This is a genomic window from Streptomyces cavernae, from assembly GCF_004023625.1.
GTDB lineage: Bacteria > Actinomycetota > Actinomycetes > Streptomycetales > Streptomycetaceae > Streptomyces > Streptomyces cavernae.
Map to the genome: position 1 here is coordinate 33,120 of NZ_RPDJ01000041.1, position 15,681 is coordinate 48,800.

The 15,681-nt window shown below is 69.9% G+C and carries 14 protein-coding genes and 1 pseudogene; 8 read left to right on the forward strand and 7 right to left on the reverse strand.

The window, feature by feature from the left end; all coding sequences use genetic code 11:
* Positions 1-947: 947 nt before the first annotated feature.
* Positions 948-1,490, reverse strand: coding sequence for a DUF4365 domain-containing protein (locus EF387_RS37625; RefSeq protein WP_128381103.1), 543 nt, complete (start codon positions 1,488-1,490; stop codon positions 948-950).
* A 491-nt stretch (positions 1,491-1,981) separates the two neighbouring features.
* Here EF387_RS37625 and EF387_RS37630 point away from each other — a divergent pair, with 491 nt between their 5' ends.
* From EF387_RS37630 to EF387_RS37640, 3 genes are all read left to right on the forward strand, one after another.
* Positions 1,982-2,545 carry a dihydrofolate reductase family protein gene (locus EF387_RS37630; protein WP_128381104.1) on the forward strand — a complete coding sequence of 188 codons (564 nt, stop codon included), beginning with the start codon at positions 1,982-1,984 and terminating at the stop codon, positions 2,543-2,545.
* A 203-nt stretch (positions 2,546-2,748) separates the two neighbouring features.
* Positions 2,749-3,576: an aminoglycoside phosphotransferase family protein gene (locus tag EF387_RS37635; protein WP_162467276.1), complete on the forward strand. Its 828-nt coding sequence runs from the start codon at positions 2,749-2,751 to the stop codon at positions 3,574-3,576.
* 29 nt (positions 3,577-3,605) lie between these two features.
* Positions 3,606-4,079: a GNAT family N-acetyltransferase gene (locus tag EF387_RS37640; RefSeq protein ID WP_128381105.1), complete on the forward strand. Its 474-nt coding sequence runs from the start codon at positions 3,606-3,608 to the stop codon at positions 4,077-4,079.
* A 19-nt stretch (positions 4,080-4,098) separates the two neighbouring features.
* Here EF387_RS37640 and EF387_RS37645 read toward each other — a convergent pair whose 3' ends face one another.
* Together EF387_RS37645 and EF387_RS37650 are read right to left on the reverse strand one after the other, a co-directional pair.
* Entirely contained in the window at positions 4,099-5,073 is a 975-nt protein-coding gene (locus tag EF387_RS37645) for a zinc-binding dehydrogenase (RefSeq protein ID WP_128381106.1), read from the reverse strand.
* A gap of 46 nt (positions 5,074-5,119) precedes the next feature.
* Positions 5,120-6,324: pseudogene (locus tag EF387_RS37650) on the reverse strand (FAD-dependent oxidoreductase).
* Positions 6,325-6,455: 131 nt separating this feature from the next.
* Between EF387_RS37650 and EF387_RS37655 the strand changes: the two are divergent.
* A complete protein-coding gene (locus EF387_RS37655) occupies positions 6,456-7,202 on the forward strand; it encodes a pentapeptide repeat-containing protein (RefSeq protein ID WP_420802667.1) in 747 nt (248 codons plus the stop codon).
* A 241-nt stretch (positions 7,203-7,443) separates the two neighbouring features.
* Here EF387_RS37655 and EF387_RS37660 read toward each other — a convergent pair whose 3' ends face one another.
* Positions 7,444-7,944 carry a hypothetical protein gene (locus EF387_RS37660; protein WP_128381155.1) on the reverse strand — a complete coding sequence of 167 codons (501 nt, stop codon included), beginning with the start codon at positions 7,942-7,944 and terminating at the stop codon, positions 7,444-7,446.
* A 43-nt stretch (positions 7,945-7,987) separates the two neighbouring features.
* On the opposite strand from EF387_RS37660, the gene EF387_RS37665 reads away from it, so the two are divergent.
* The gene (locus EF387_RS37665) at positions 7,988-9,415 is read left to right on the forward strand and encodes a M1 family metallopeptidase (protein ID WP_128381108.1); all 1,428 of its coding nucleotides are present in this window, start codon (positions 7,988-7,990) and stop codon (positions 9,413-9,415) included.
* 73 nt (positions 9,416-9,488) lie between these two features.
* On the opposite strand, the gene EF387_RS37670 is transcribed toward EF387_RS37665, so the two are convergent.
* Positions 9,489-10,064, reverse strand: coding sequence for a TerD family protein (locus EF387_RS37670; RefSeq protein WP_128381109.1), 576 nt, complete (start codon positions 10,062-10,064; stop codon positions 9,489-9,491).
* A gap of 221 nt (positions 10,065-10,285) precedes the next feature.
* Here EF387_RS37670 and arfB point away from each other — a divergent pair, with 221 nt between their 5' ends.
* Both arfB and EF387_RS37685 read left to right on the forward strand, forming a co-directional pair.
* Positions 10,286-10,714, forward strand: coding sequence for an alternative ribosome rescue aminoacyl-tRNA hydrolase ArfB (gene arfB / locus EF387_RS37675; RefSeq protein WP_128381110.1), 429 nt, complete (start codon positions 10,286-10,288; stop codon positions 10,712-10,714).
* A 276-nt stretch (positions 10,715-10,990) separates the two neighbouring features.
* Entirely contained in the window at positions 10,991-11,833 is an 843-nt protein-coding gene (locus EF387_RS37685; protein WP_128381156.1) for a sigma-70 family RNA polymerase sigma factor, read from the forward strand.
* A 234-nt stretch (positions 11,834-12,067) separates the two neighbouring features.
* Here the strand turns inward: EF387_RS37685 and EF387_RS37690 are convergent, their stop codons facing one another.
* On the reverse strand, positions 12,068-12,547 hold the full coding sequence (locus EF387_RS37690; protein ID WP_128381111.1) for a GNAT family N-acetyltransferase: 480 nt from the start codon (positions 12,545-12,547) through the stop codon (positions 12,068-12,070).
* Between the two features lie 109 nt (positions 12,548-12,656).
* Positions 12,657-13,229 (reverse strand): flavin reductase family protein, encoded by a 573-nt coding sequence (locus EF387_RS37695; RefSeq protein ID WP_420802668.1) that lies wholly within the window; start codon positions 13,227-13,229, stop codon positions 12,657-12,659.
* 746 nt (positions 13,230-13,975) lie between these two features.
* Here EF387_RS37695 and cdgB point away from each other — a divergent pair.
* Positions 13,976-15,655 carry a diguanylate cyclase CdgB gene (gene cdgB, locus EF387_RS37700; RefSeq protein ID WP_128381112.1) on the forward strand — a complete coding sequence of 560 codons (1,680 nt, stop codon included), beginning with the start codon at positions 13,976-13,978 and terminating at the stop codon, positions 15,653-15,655.
* Positions 15,656-15,681: the final 26 nt, after the last annotated feature.

Genomic DNA, 15,681 nt, shown 5'->3' on the forward strand with positions numbered 1-15,681 from the left:
GGCAATCGTGACATGTCCCCACGGCTCGTCCGCGACATGGCGAAGCTCAACAATGCCACCTGAGAAGATGGAACGTGGCTCGACGCGCTGTTTCTTCAGGATTTCGGCCGCACGGTCAATCTTTTCCTTAGCCCCAGACGGGACCTCTACGGTTCGCGGCATGGTCTTTGGGGCGCTTACGGCTGGCGCCCACTCGAATTGAGCCTTAAATTCTCCAATGGTAGGCTCTTCCAAAATTCTGGATAGCGCCGTGCAGAACTCTCGACTCACTCCGCGTTCGACTGCAAAATGCAGGTCTCTCATCGTCGGCATTTTTTCCGGTTGGATGATGACTTCCTGAACCGCAAGTAGCGATTGGGCCAGCGTGCGTGTGACGCGCCGTTCGAAGGGCTCAGGTGCCGCACGGAAGAGCTCCTGTGAGTCGTCCGCCTGATGCGGGATGCCGGGCGTCTGCGTTCGAGGTAGAGGCACCAAGACAGGGATCATGAACGGTCCGCGGACGGTGTGATCCATTCTGGCTCGCTCTACGACTGCGTCTCCCTGTCTGGCGTAATTTCCAGCGATGTGACTGCGCTCGCTCCACGCTGTGGTGCCACTCGCCCTAAGGATTGATCGCGCAGCATTTATGACCGTCGATGCGACCCCCAGGGGGATGGACTCGGACGGGGACTGTTCGCTGGCAGCCTGTAATAGGGTGACGTCGGTTCGGTAGTACCTGATGTAATTCGTCACAAAGCGCTTGTCTTTTTGTTCCGTCCTTGCGATGCGTTCAAGGATTCCTTCAGTAAGATAGGGGTCCTCTCCTTCGATATCGGGAATTCCGATACGGCCCCCGCTGCGAAACCACATGGTCCCAGCGGGCCCTGGGGGCCTTGCGCTCCAACCCTCAGACTCAAGGTAATCGCGAATCTGATCGATGGTGGGAAGCCTTGGATTTGTTATTTCACTCACCTCGGCGAGAAGCATTCCTCCACCTCCTCCGCCCATTGGTTGAGAGTTGCAATTGTCAGTCGCTGTTTTTTGGGTATGACGACATTATCGGCCGAGCCGATGCTGTCCACGCGAACCCAGAAGGCGGCTGCCTGTTGATCTGTTCCGGACGAATGATGCTGCACCCAGTCAAATCTGTCGTTGTGGTCAAGTATGACGAGGATGAAGTATACAGGAATCTTGCATTTATTCCACCGGTCGCGCCAATGGACTTCCGCAGGCCATGTCGCCCCCCTTCCAGATATTTTGAACTGGGATGTGCATTTAATCTGGATGCGGGCGGAGGCGGCGAGGAAATCTACGTCACCGTCGATAGCCATTGCGTCTTCGTCGGGAGATGTCTCCTTGAAAGGGAATCCCGCTTGACTGAAGATTGCCCGCACATATGCGACTCCGAACCGTGCCTTGCAAGCCTTATCACCCAGGACCGTGACAGCGGGAAGGGTGTCATCAGAGCGGGGTGCCGGTACGTTGGCCCGGCGATCCTTCGGAGTGTCCATCCGGACATGGTGACGGCTACAACTGACTTAGCGCTAGAGGCCAGTGACGTTCGGTCACGCTGGTTCAGGCCTCCCTGTCCTCGTCGTGTGTGCCTGCGTGGTCTCAGTTCTGGGCTCGATGGCTGGTGGATCCGCACCGGTCCACTGACGTCCGCTTGTGTCCGCATAGTCGTCTGACCAGGCACGCAAGCCGTTCAGTGGACGCGCGTGGACGTCCCCGGACCAAGATCCGACAACTTGTAATGCGTAGGTCGTCGGTTCGAATCCGACAGGGGGCTCGAACCAAAGCCCCGGCTCGGATCTCTTCCGAGCCGGGGCTTTGCCGTTCGACGGACGCGACGGCGGCGCCGGGCACGCTCGGCGCGGGTGTCGGTGGTCTCAGTTCTGTGGTCTCAGTGCTGTCCCCCACGAGTCTGTCTGCCGCGAGTCGCGATGAGTTCTGCGGCGTCCGGCGGTCGTACTGTCGAACCCGTCACCGAGGAGGACTCCTGATGCGCAGCGTGACCTATTCGATGAGCGTCTCACTTGACGGCTACATCGTCGGGCCGGACGGCGGCTTCGACTGGGGGGAGCCGGACGAGGAGGTCTTTCGCTTCTGGATCGACGAGATTCGACAGGTCGACGTCCATCTGTTGGGACGACGGCTGTACGAGACGATGCTGTACTGGGAGACCGCCGACCAGGATCCATCGCTCGACGACGCCGACCTCGAGTGGACCGCACTGTGGAAGCCGCTGCCGAAGGTGGTGTTCTCCACCACCCTGTCGGCGGTGCAGGGCCATGCCCGCCTGGCCTCGGGCGGCCTGGCGGAGGAGATCGAGCGGTTGCGAGCCGAGCCGGGGGAGGGCGAGATCGCGATCGGCGGCGCGACCCTCGCCGCCGAGGCGGCCGCGTCGGGCCTGATCGACGAGTACCGGACCATGGTCTACCCGGTGCTGGTTGGCGGCGGCATCCCGTTCTTCCCCCAACATGAGCGCCGGGTGGATCTCGAACTCGTCGAGACCCGCACTTTCCGCTCGAGAGTCGTCTATCTCCGCTACCGGGTGGCGCGCTAGCCGGCTCGTCCGCCGAGCCCTGCGAAGTACGGGCCAGCAGGTAGTGACGTCCTCGCAACCGAGAGAGGTGGGGTAGGTGGGTTGCTGGGTGAAGGCCTGGACCGTTTGGCAGGGCGGTGGAGGTTTCGGTTGTCAGGGGGCGCGGTGTGATTGACATTCCGGAAGAGTTGGTGGCCGCGCAGTATCGGTACAACAAGGAGGGCATGGCCTTCATCGCCGCGTTGCCCGGGCGGGTGGAGGAGTTTCTGGGGCGCTGGGGACTGCGGATCGACGGGCCGTCGATGCACGGGGTGGCGGCGCTGGTCCTGCCGGTGGTGCGGGCGGACGGTTCCTCGGCTGTGCTCAAGTTGCAGCACCTGGATGCGGAGACCGAGGGCGAGGCGGTCGCCCTGCGGGTCTGGGACGGCGACGGGGCGGTACGGCTTCTCGACCACGACGAGGCGACCGGGACCATGCTGCTGGAACGGCTCGACGCGGGGCGGATGCTGACGTACGTGCCGGACACGCGGGAGGGCGTGCTGGTGATCGCACGGCTGCTGGCCCGGCTGACGTCGGGGCCGGCGCCGCAGGGGATGCGACGGCTCGGTGACATCGCCGCGGACATGCTGGAGCGGACCCCGCCGGTGCTGGCGCGGATCACGGACCCGGTCGACCGGCGACTGGTCGCGGACTGCGCGGCGGCGGTACGGGAGGTCATGGACGAGCCCGGCGACCGGCTGCTCCACTGGGACCTGCACTTCGACAACGTCCTGGCCTCGGACCGCGAGCCCTGGCTGGCCATCGACCCCAAGCCGCTGGCGGGCGACCCCGGCTTCGACCTCTGGCCGGCGCTGGACAACCGGTTCGAGCCGGACGAGGTGCGGTGGCGGTTCGACGCGATGACCGAGGTGCTGGGCCTGGACCGGAACAGGGCCGCGGCGTGGACGCTGGGGCGGGTGCTGCAGAACGCGCTGTGGGACGTGGAGGAGGGGCGGCCGCTCGGGGGGACCGACCTGGAGATCGCCCGCCGGGTCCGGGGGGACCGGGGATGAGCCGGGGCTCCGCCGGTTAGCCTGCGCTCATGATTCGTGCCGCCGTGCCCGCCGACGTCCCCGTGATCCACGCCCTGATCCGCGAGCTGGCCACGTACGAGAAGGCGCCGGACGAGGCTCGGGCCACGCCCGGGCAGCTGCGGGAGGCGCTGTTCGGGGAGCGGCCCGCCGCGTTCGCCCACATCGCCGAGGACGAGTCCGGCGAGCCGGTCGGCTTCGCGCTGTGGTTCCTCAACTTCTCCACGTGGCGCGGCGTCCACGGCATCTACCTGGAGGACCTCTACGTGCGCCCCGAGGCACGCGGCGGCGGTCACGGCAAGGCGCTGCTCACCGAACTGGCCCGCATCTGCGTGGAACGCGGTTACGAGCGCCTGGAGTGGTCGGTGCTGAACTGGAACCGGCCGGCGATCGACTTCTATGAGGCCCTCGGCGCCCGTCCGCAGGACGAGTGGACGGTGTACCGGCTCACGGACGGGGCGCTGGCGGAGCTCGGCAAGGAGTGAGCCGGGTCCCGTGCGAGCGTCACGGTTCCAGTACGACCTTGCCGACGGTCTCGCGGTTCTCCAGTGCCCGGTGGGCGGCCGCCGCGCGCGCCAGCGGGAACCGGGTGACGGCGGGCACGAGACGCCCGGCCGCGGCTTCCGCCAGGGCGCGTAGTTCGAGTGTGCGCAGCGGGTCGGGGCCGCCGGTCTTCTCCAGCATCACGGGCCCGAGCACCTGCTCGGACAGGCCGTCGACGAGGTACGGCGCGCCGTCGTGCAGTCCCTTGCCGGACCAGCCGAAGACGATGTGCCGGCCGTCCGGCGCGAGGAGCGCGACGGCCTCGCGCGCGACGTCGCCGCCCACGCCGTCGAAGACGACCGTGGCCTTCCCGCGATACTCCTCTACCTTCCGGGGCCAGTCGGGGTCCCTGTAGTCGACGGCGAGGTCGGCGCCGTTCGAGGCGACCCGGGCGACCTTGTCGGGGCCGCCCGCGAGGCCGATCACGGTGGCGCCCGCGTGCTTGGCGTACTGCACGATGAGCGTGCCGATGCCGCCTGCCGCGGCGGGGACGACGACCACCGAGCCGGGCGTCGGCTCGGCGAACTGGAGGATCCCCATCGTCGTGCGGCCGGTTCCGACCATGGCGACGGCCTGCGCGAAGTCCAGATCGCCGGGGATCTCGTGGAGGCGGTCGGCATCCGTGACGGCGAGCTCCGCATAACCTCCGGGAACCATGCCGAGGTGGGCGACGACGCGCTTGCCGAGCCAGTGCCCGGGGGTGTCCGTGCCGAGGGCCTCCACCGTGCCCGCCACCTCGCGGCCGGGGATGGCGGGCAGTTCGGGGAGGGCGGGCAGCGGGCCCCGTATCCCTTCCCGTACGGCCGTGTCCAGGAGGTGGACTCCGGCGGCGGCCACCGCGATACGGATCTGGCCCGGGCCCGGCTCGGGATCCTCGGTCTGCTCGTACGAGAGGTTCTCGGCCGGGCCGAAGGCGTGCTGACGTATGGCGTACATGGGCTCCCCTTGCCGTTGTGCTGCCGTGTACGGGAAGCCTTCGACGTCAAGCGCGCTTGAGGTCAAGGGCCCGCAGCCGCAGGGCACTGCTGACCGTCTCCAGGGCGCTGTTGAAGGAGACCTCGGCGAGCAGGCCCGGGGCCGCGACCTGGTCTCCGACGAGATAGACGCCGTCGCCGCGGTCCACGGCCGGGCGGTCGCGCCAGCTGGTGCCGGGCAGGTCCACGGCCCCCGTGCGGCCGTCCGCCACGGCCTCCCGGCGCCAGGTGACGCGGTCGCGCCAGCCGGTGAAGGCGAGGTCGATGAGGTGCTCGGCGCGGGCGACGCCTTCGGCTCGGGAGGTGCCCGGCGCGATCGGGATCTGGCCCTGGATGAGCTGCTCGCCCGCCGGGGCGAGTGTGCGGTCCTGCGCGGTGAACTTGTTCCAGCCAGCCGGGTGCGTCCAGGTCGGACACGACGAAGGCGTCGCCGCGGCGGGTGCGGACGGCGAGGTCCACGAGTGCGGTACGACCGCTCGGCCAGGTCAGCGAGTCGTCCGCGAGGAGACGGCGGGCGGCGGCCAGGGAGGTGGCGACGATGACGGGTCCTCGCTGGTCGGGGATGGTGTCGACGCGGGCCCGGGTCTCGACACGGACACCCATGTTCCGGGCGCGGGCGACCATCCGGTCGATGACGCTCGCCCAGCCGCCGCGCGGGTAGTGCGCCTCCGGGGGCAGCTTGGTGGCACGGCGGAGGCGCTCCTGCACGAAGGCCGCGGACAGCGATCCGGGGTCGTGGTGGAAGAGGGCGACGGCGGAGATGGGGGCACCTCCCTGCTCGAGCGAAGCCGAGAGCTTGGGGGATGGCGGCGGCCCGGGCGCCCTCCTCTCCGGCCTGCCGGGTCGCCCAGGTCATGAAGTCGACGTCCACGGGTGCCTGGGCAGACGTGTGACGCAGCAGCCTGAGCATCGCGAAGGGCGGGGTGCGGCGCAGGGCGCCCTTGTGATGGAGCCTGAGCCTGGCCGCCTCCAGGGACGGGAGCGGGGCGAGCGCGCCGATCAGGTCGCGCTGCGCGAGCCACGTCCAGTGCGGTCCGCCGTTGTAGAGGGCGTGCGGGCCTTCGTTGGTCCGGTACGGCCCGTCGGCGGTGCGCGCCCGGCCGCCGAGGGTGTGGTGGGCTTCGCACAAGGTGACCTTGGCGCCTGCCTCGGCGGCGGTGATGGCCGCCGTGAGTCCGGCGAAGCCGCCGCCGATGACGGTGATGCGGTGCATGGCTGTGGGTCTCCCTCTCATCCGTGGGCAGAGTGGAAAAGGCCCGTCGGTGGACGGGCCTTTTCACCGACTTGGACGGAACGGCTGGCCCGGAATGTGACATCACCCGGAGAACCGCAGGTCAGAACGGATTGTCAGTGGTGGGGTGCAGGATGGGTCGTGGGTGGTCGAGCGGTGAGGAGGTCCGGGTGGCGCGGGCGGGCACGGGGAGTCAGGTGGTCAAGGGTGCGCGGCGGCCGGAGGTGCGGCTGCCGGAACTCGCGGCGTACGAGGGCGGGGAGCTGGAGCCGGACGGGGACTACGACGGGCTGTCGTTCGCCGAGCTGGACCTCGTGGGGCAGGACGGCGCGGGCGCCCGCTTCATGGACTGCGCGCTGACGGGGTGCGCGCTGGACGAGACCTCGCTGCACCACGCGCGGCTGCTGGACACGGTCCTCACCGGGATACGGGGCGTCGGTACGGACCTCGCGTCGGCGACGCTGCGTGACGTGGAGCTGGTGGACGCCCGGATGGGCGGGGTGCAGTTGCACGGGGCGGCGCTGGAGCGGGTGCTGGTGCGCGGAGGCAAGATCGACTATCTGAACCTGCGCAAGGCCAAGCTCAGGGATGTCGTCTTCGAGGGATGCGTACTGGTGGAACCCGACTTCGGGGGCGCCCGTCTGGAGCGGGTGGAGTTCGTGGACTGCACGTTGAAGGGGGCGGACTTCAGCGCGGCGACTCTGCTGGACGTGGACCTGCGCAGAGCGGCGGAGCTCGGGATCGAACGGGGGGTGGACCGGTTGGCGGGCGCCGTGATCAGTCCGGCGCAGCTGCTGGATCTGGCGGGGGTGTTCGCGGCGCAGTTGGGGGTGCGGGTGGTCGGCCTGTCGGGGGAGTGAGGGGCGACGACGGACGCCGGAGGTCAGGACAGCCTGGGGGCGGGATGTCCAAAACATCCCCGGGACGTCAGGAACCCTGTGGCGGGGCCACCCGAGCCCGCGCCATAGCCGTCAGCCGCGCGTTGTCAGGAGGCCCCCGGGACGTCAGGACAGCCTGGGGGCGGGGTACCAGGAGGCCCCGGCGCGTCAGGACACCCTGAGGGACGGGACAGGACGGGACACGGCGGACGGGACGGGGACGTCAGGACACCCTCGGGAAGCGGGCCTCCAGCGACCAGACGGCCGGATTCTCGCGTAGCTCCTCGTGCATGTCGGAGAGGTCGGCCAGGAGATCGTGGAGGAAGTCCCGGGCCTCCCGGCGGAGTTCGGTGTGCGAGAAGGTGAGCGGGGCCTCGTCGCGGTGCATCCAGTCCGCCTCGATGTCCACCCAGCCGAAGCGACGGTCGAAGTGCATGCGGTCGGTGGACTCGGTGAAGTCCAGCTCCGCGTGCTGGGGGCGGGAGGCCCGGCTGCCCATCGGGTCCTGGTCGAGCCGCTCGACGATGTCGCACAACGCCCACGCGAAGTCGAGCACCGGCACCCATCCCCAGGCTGTGGACAGCTCCCGGTCCGCCTTCGTGTCGGCGAGGTACACGTCCCCGCAGAACAGGTCGTGGCGCAGAGTGTGAACGTCCGCGCGGCGGTAGTCGGTCTGCGGAGGATCGGGGAAGCGGGTGGAGAGGGCGTAGCCGATGTCGAGCACAGATCTGATGGTGTCATGGGCGAGAGGACCATAGGATCTCGGCATGCCTCACCCCCGAGTGCGCACCGTGGGTGCCGCTCGCTCGTTACTCACGCTCTCCTGCGCGGCGATGCTCGTGCTCGCCGGGTGCAGCGGTGGTGCGCACGGCACTCCCGGGGCGGCAGGTGTCGGCGACCCGTACTTCCGAAAGCTCGGCAACGGCGGGTACGACGTGACGCACTACGGGCTGACGCTGTCGTACGAGCCGAAGCAACGGCATCTCGTCGGCACGGCCGTCGTCACCGCGCGGGCCACGCGGGATCTGAGCTCGTTTCACCTGGACTTTCAAGGTCTTCACGTCAACGGCGTCACCGTGGACGGGAAACGGGCACGGTTCAGCCGGGACGGGCAGGAGTTGACGGTTCGGCCGCGCGCCGTGCTGCGCGAGGAGCGTACGTTCCGGGCGACGGTCCGCTACTCCGGTACGCCCGAGAGCATCACCGACCCCGACGGCTCGCAGGAGGGCTGGCTGCCGACCGCGGACGGTGCGCTGGCGCTGGGTGAGCCGGCCGGGGCCATGGCCTGGTTCCCCGGCAACAACCACCCCTCCGACAAGGCGCGTTACGACATCACCGTCACCGTCCCGCGGGGACTTCAGGCCGTCTCCAACGGTGAGCCGACCCGCGAGTCGATCCGCGACGGGCGCACCACCTTCGTCTGGCACGTCGGCGAACCGATGGCCACCTACCTGGCCACCGTCGCCATCGGCCGTTTCGAGACCCGACGTTCGGCGCTGCCCGGCGGGCTGCCGGTCGTCACGGCCGTCGACCCAGCCGAGGCGAGGGAGAGCGCATCGGTGCTCGACCGGATCCCCGAGGTCATGGAGTGGGCGGAGCACAACTTCGGTCCGTACCCCTTCTCCTCCGTCGGCGCGATCGTCGACCCGGCCGAGGAGGTCGGCTACGCGCTGGAGACCCAGAACCGCCCCGTCTTCACCTTCGCTCCCGACCTCAGCACGCTCGTCCACGAACTGGCGCACCAGTGGTACGGAAACTCCGTCACCCCCGACAGCTGGCGCGACATGTGGCTCAACGAGTCCTTCGCCACCTACGCCGAGTGGCTGTGGGAGGAGGACCACGGCGGTCCGAGCGCCCGGCAGACCTTCGACGAGCTCTACGACGGCGACTACTTCGACGACGAGGAGCAGAGCGAGGACGTCTGGGCGTTTCCGCCGGCGAAGCCGCCCAGCGCGGCACGGATCTCCGACATCCCGGTGTACTACGGGGGCGCGATGGTCCTGCACAAGATCCGCGAGACCGTAGGGGACGACCGGTTCTACGCCATCATCCAGGGCTGGGCGAAGGCACACCGGCACGGCAACGCGGACACCGCCGCGTTCACGGCGTACGTGGAGGACATGGCGCCGGGCGAGGACTTCGACGGGATCTGGCGGGACTGGCTGTACGGGGAGGGCAAGCCTGCCGAGCGGTGACCGTGCCGGAGCCCCCGGCCGTGGGACCGGGGGCTCCGAAGAACGGCAGGCAGGGCACGTGGTGTGGTGCTGATCAGACGTTGACGCCGAAGTCCTGGGCGATGCCGACCAGGCCCGAGGCGTAGCCCTGGCCCACCGCGCGGAACTTCCACTCCGCGCCGTTGCGGTACAGCTCGCCGAAGACCATCGCCGTCTCCGTCGCCGCGTCCTCCGACAGGTCGTAGCGGGCGATCTCGGCGCCACCGGCCTGGTTGATGATGCGGATGTAGGCGTTGCGGACCTGGCCGAAGTTCTGCGAACGGTTCTCGGCGTCGTAGATGGACACCGGGAAGACGATCTTGTCGATGTCGGCGGGCAGGGCCGCGAGGTTGACGTTGATCGCCTCGTCGTCGCCGGCGCCCTCACCGGTGCGGTTGTCGCCGGTGTGGACGATCGTGTTGTCGGGGGTCTGCTTGTTGTTGAAGAAGACGAAGTGGGCGTCCGAGTAGACCTTGCCCTGCTGATTGACCGCGATCGCCGAGGCGTCGAGGTCGAAGTCGGTGCCCGTGGTGGTGCGGACGTCCCAGCCGAGGCCCACGGTGACGGCGGTGAGGCCCGGAGCCTCCTTGGTGAGCGAGACGTTGCCACCCTTGGACAGGCTTACAGCCATTGTTGGGAGTCCCTTCCCTCGATCCGTACGACTGCTGCGTGCGGGCGTACGTATGGGCTTCGTTCTGGGGACGAAGCTACCGTCACCACCATGAACGCGAAGAGAGGTCCCACAGGTTCCCCCTCTCTTTGCTTTCTTTACCGAGTACGCCGGTTCTCCGCCCGGATCCGCCTTAGGAAAACCGGGTGACTGCGGGCGGACGGGCACGGGACCATGGAGCCATGTCCGGTCCTTACGTCATCCGTGGCTCCGTCCCGCTTCCCGAGGCCGAGCTCATGTGGCGTTTCTCGCGCTCCTCGGGTCCCGGCGGACAGCACGTCAACACCAGCGACTCGCAGGTCGAGTTGCGCTTCGACCTCGCCGCCACCGAGGCGCTGCCCCCGGTGTGGAAGGAGCGGGCCCTCGCCCGGCTGGCGAACCGCCTCGTCGACGGGGTCGTGACCGTGCGCTCGTCCGAGCACCGTTCCCAGTGGCGCAACCGCGAGAGCGCCGCCGTACGCCTGGCCGCCCTCCTCGCGGAGGCGACCGCGCCCCCGCCCAAGCAGCGCAGGCCGACCCGGATCCCGCGCGGGATCAACGAGCGCCGTCTGCGGGAGAAGAAGCAGCGCTCCGAGACCAAGCGGGGCCGTTCCGGTCGCGACTGGACCTGAGGGTTGTCACATCGGCCGTCCCGGCTCCGTCGGAGGGGTGACGGAGTCGGTGAGCGCGGTGATCGCGGTGATCGCGGTGAGGGGATGTGACCCATGGGCGGGGAATTCCGGGGTGGGGCGTCGGACGTGCACGGTCGTGAGCGGCGGGATGTGCGGAGGTCGCCGGAACACCGGGATGCGGGGGAGCACCGGGATCCGCGGGAACTGCGGGAACTGCGGGAACTGCGGGAACTGCGGGAACTGGGGGCAGAGCGGGAACTGGGGGAGCTGCGGGCAGTGACGGAACACGAATTCCTGGCCGAGCGTTTCGAGGCGCAGCGCGACCAGTTGCGGGCGGTGGCATTCCGCATGCTCGGCTCGTCCGCCGAGGCCGAGGACGCGGTTCAGGAAGCCTGGATAAAAGCCAGCCGGTCCGACACGACGGGGGTCGAGAATCTCGGTGGGTGGTTGACGACGGTCGTGGGTCGGGTGTGCCTCGACATGCTGCGCGCTCGCAAATCACGCCGTGAGGAGCCCCTGGAGTCGCGGCCGGAACCCACCGCCGGGGACGGGCCGGAGCAGGAGGCGTTGCTGGCGGACTCGGTGGGACTGGCCCTGCTCGTCGTACTGGAGACGCTGGCCCCGGCGGAGCGGCTGGCGTTCGTGCTGCACGACCTGTTCGCCGTGCCCTTCGACGACATCGCGCCCATCGTCGGGCGCACTCCCGCGGCGGCCCGCCAACTGGCCAGCCGGGCCCGGCGCCGGGTGCGGTCGGCGGATGCGCCCGAGACGGACCTCACCCGCCGGCGCAAGGTCGTCGACGCGTTCCTGGCCGCCGCGCGCGACGGCGATTTCGAGGGGCTGGTCGCGGTTCTGGACCCGGATGCCGTGGCCCGTTCGGCGGGCTCGACGGTACGCGGCGCGGCCGAGGTCGCCGCGAGCGCCCGCTTCTACGCACAACTCGCCCAGGTGGCGCGGCGCGTGCTGGTCGACGGGGACGTGGGCCTCGCGGTGCTCGAGGCCGGCCGGCCGGTCCGGGTGCTGGCGTTCACGATCGCGCACGACCGGATCACGGCGATCGATGTGTACGCGGGGGAGGAGCAGTTGGAGGGGCTGGAGGTGGAGGTGCTCGGCGACTGAGGCCCCTGCCCAGGGCCTCGTCGGCTCGAAAGCCTCCCGGGTCTCCCCGGCTCTCCCCGGGTCCCGAGGCTCTCCCCAGGTCTCCCCAGGCCCTCCATCCCCCAGGTCTCCCCGGGCCCTCCGCCCCCGATCTCCCCGGGCTCCCAGGGTCCCCAGGGTCTCCCCGGGCCCTCCGAGTTCTCCGGGTCTCTCCAGTCCCCGAGCTGCTCCCCCACCCCCGGGCCCCCAGGGTCCCTAGGGGGTGGGCGACAGCTCCAGCACGCCCACCGTCTGGCCCCCGCTCGTCTCGCCCGTCAGGCGGAAGCCGAGACCCTTGTAGAAGGCCTCGGGGCCCGTTGGGCCGGCGTGCCAGGTGACGTGCAGGAGGCTGCCGCCCCGGCGCCGGATCTCCTCGGCCACGGACTCGACCGCGAATCGGCCGTATCCCTTGCCCTGTTCGCCGGCGGCGATGTTCAGCCGCCAGAGGCCCGAGCGCAGGTCGCTTCCCGTGCCGTCGCCGTTCCAGTCGATGTCGAAGAAGGCCATGAGGAACCCGACGGGCCGATCGCCGTCCACGATCAGTCGGGGCCAGGCCACGCCGGGATGGACGTACGCCTCGGCGAGCGACTTCACGACGGGTTCGACCAGGTGCTCCTGGTGGGGATGGATCCTCACCCCGAGGGCGGTGTCGAGGTTCTTCGAGGTGATCTTCTCCAGGCGCGGCGTGATCGTCATACGCCGCACCCTAGGAGGGTGTTCCGCGGACCGATCAAGCGATTTTCGGGCGGCGGTGGTGGCGGCGGCGGTGGCGGGCGCCGGTGCCTGTCGGTGAGTCCAGCCCCGGCTAGCCCAGCTGGCGGTAGCGGCCCTGGAAGTACAGCAGTGGGCCGTCCGCGCTCGGGAGCGATGCCGTCAGGACCCGTCCGATCACCAGTGTGTGGTCCCCCGCCGGAACCCGTTGCTCCGTGTGGCATTCCAGGGTGGCCAGGGCGCCGCTGACCAGGGGGGCGCCGGAGGCCTCGCCGCGGGTGTGACGGAGATCCTCGAACAGGAGGCGGTCGCTGATGCGGCCCTTCATCGCGAAGCGGCCGGCTATCGTGCGCTGGCTCTCGGCGAGGACCGACACCGCCCACCGGGGCTGTTCGGCGAGCAGCTCGTCCATCCGGGAGCCCTCGCGGAGGCTGACCAGGACCAGTGGCGGGTCCAGGGAGACGGACATGAACGCGGTCGCGGTCATGCCGACGTCCTCGCCGCGTGGCCCCTCCGGATCCGGTTGGGGCTCGTGCGCGGTCACCAGCACCACACCCGCGGCGAGCCGCGACATGGCGGCCCGGAACTCGTCCTCGCTCACCCCCACAGGATGCCCTCCGGGGGCGGTGGAGGTGGGCAGGGCGGGGGCGGGGCGAAGGTTCGGCACGGCGGAGACGCTAGCCCCCGGCTCCGGGGCGCCGCATCGGGCCCCGGGCCGAGCCCGGTCCTAGGACCGGGACTAGGACCACGGCTACGGGCCGTAGCCCGGCCCCCGGCGGGTGGCCCGGCCCCTGGCGCTGGCCCGGTCCCCGGTTCCGGTGGCTCGGCGCCTGGCCGGTGGCCCGGTCCTCGGTTCCGGTGGGCCGGCCCCTGCCCCCCTGGCCCCTTGGCCGGCGCCTGGCCGGTGGCCCGGTCCTCGGTTTCGGTGGCCCGGCGCCCGGCCGGTAGCCCGGCCCCCGGCCCCTTGCCCGGCCCCCGGCCGGTAGCCCGGGCCCCCGGCCCCTTGCCCTGGACCCTGCCCCCGGCCCTGCACCCTCGCTACGGCCGGGCAAGGAGGCCAGGAACAGGGACAGGCCGGCAGGACGCCGCGGTCGCCGTGGCAGCTGCCGTCTTGCCGTCGGCCCCGCCGCTGCGGGCACCGTGAATTCCGGCCCTGTGATACCCGTCACAAAAGCGAATCCGCAGGGGCGCGTCGGCCTCTCATGGCGTCGAATTCCGACTCAGTAAAACGGGCGTGTAAACACAGAAACAGTCAGCAATTGTTCACCTTTTGCTGTGACTTGAGTCACAAGCGCCCGTTTTTGTTGACACTGTGTACCGAGTGGGGAGCGCGCTGTGATTCAGTGGCGGTGACGATACGACGAGTAGGCCGATCAGAATCCTGGAGTTGCCGAGGTCTCGGGGAGAGCGAGCATGGAGACCGAGTCGGAGCCGTACGTCCGTCTTGCGACCCTGCGGCAGCTGCATCAGGTCATGGCGGACATGAACACGGCGCGAAGCCTGGCCGACACCCTGCAGACCGTTGCCGACGGAGTGGTGACGGGGCTGGGCTACGAGCTGGCCGCCGTGAACCTCGTGCGTCCGGACGGCGACCTGGTCGTGGCCGCGCTCGCGGGCAACTCCGCCGCCGAGGCGCTCATCACCGGCCGCGTCGGCTCCCGGGCCTCCTGGGAGCGTCGGCTGAGGATGGGCGAGGCCTGGGGCGATCTCCGGTTCATCCCGCACACCGAGGGCTGGATCCTCGACGAGGACGACGTCCCGCAGTGGTACACCGACGGCCCCGAACCGCGCTTCGAGGACGAGTGGCACCCCTCCGACCGCCTCTTCGCCCCGATGTACACGCCCGGTGTCCCGGGTGGCGCCTGCGGCGAGCTGATCGGCGTGCTGTCCGTGGACCGGCCCCGCAACGGCCGCCGGCCCGGCGCATGGGGCCGTGAGGCGCTGCAGATGTACGCATTCCAGGCCGCCATAGCAATCAGCAACGCGCGTCTACGTGCAAATATGCAGCGGGCACTGGTCCGCCTGGAGCGCGAGCAGCAGGCCCTGCGCGCCAGCGAGGAAAGCTTCCGGCAGGCCTTCGAGTACGCCCCCTCCGGCATGGCCATCGCCGAGATGGGGGGTGACCAGCACGGCCGGATCCTGCGCACCAACGACGCGCTGTGCCGGCTGCTGGGCCGCCCCGCCTCCGCGATGCGCCGCTACTCCTTCGCCGACCTCGTCCACCCGGAGGACGTCGGCACCCTGCTGCGGACCTCCGCCGAGGGCGGCCGTGCCGAGCTGCGGATGTGCCGCCGGGACGGCTCCTACGTCTGGGTGAGCCTGCGCAACTCCGTGGTCGCCGACGCCGCCGACGGGCCGCGCTTCCTGCTCACCCACGTCGAGGACATAGAGGACCGCAAGCGCCGTGAGCTGCAGCTCGCCCACCGCGCCTCGCACGACTCGCTCACCGGCCTGCCCAACTCCGCCGAACTGCGCTCCCGGCTCAGCTCCCGGCTCTGCCAGCGCCCGTTCACCCTGCCGCAGGGCGTGGTGGACTCCCTGGACGCGGCCTACGACCAGCTCCCGGCCGACCACCGGGCCTACGACCTGGCCGGGCACGGAGACTTCGGCTCCCGGCCGGGCGCCGGCGCGTACGACCCCTTCGACCACCATGTGCACACCGTCGCCCCCGACGAGCGGGAGGCGGACGATGGCACCAAGGGTCTCGCGGTGCTCTTCTGCGACCTCGACGGCTTCAAGTCGATCAACGACCGGTTCGGGCACAACGCCGGCGACGCCGTCCTCGTCGAGGTCGCCCGCAGGCTGACCAGCGGCGTCCGGGACGGGGACACGGTCGCCCGGCTCGGCGGCGACGAGTTCGTGGTGCTCGCCGACGGCCTCGGCCGCGCCGACGCCCAGGACCTCGCGGTCCGGCTGCGCAACGCGATCATCCCGCCGATCCGCATAGACGGCCGGGCCGTCCGGGTGGGAGCCAGCTTCGGCATAGGGTGGGCGCACTGCGGCATGACCGCCGACGAGGTCCTTAAGTCAGCCGACGAGCGCATGTACGTGGAGAAGCGCTCCCGGCCCAGGCAGCACAGACGTGCCGGCTGACGCACGGGGATCAGCCGATGTACTCG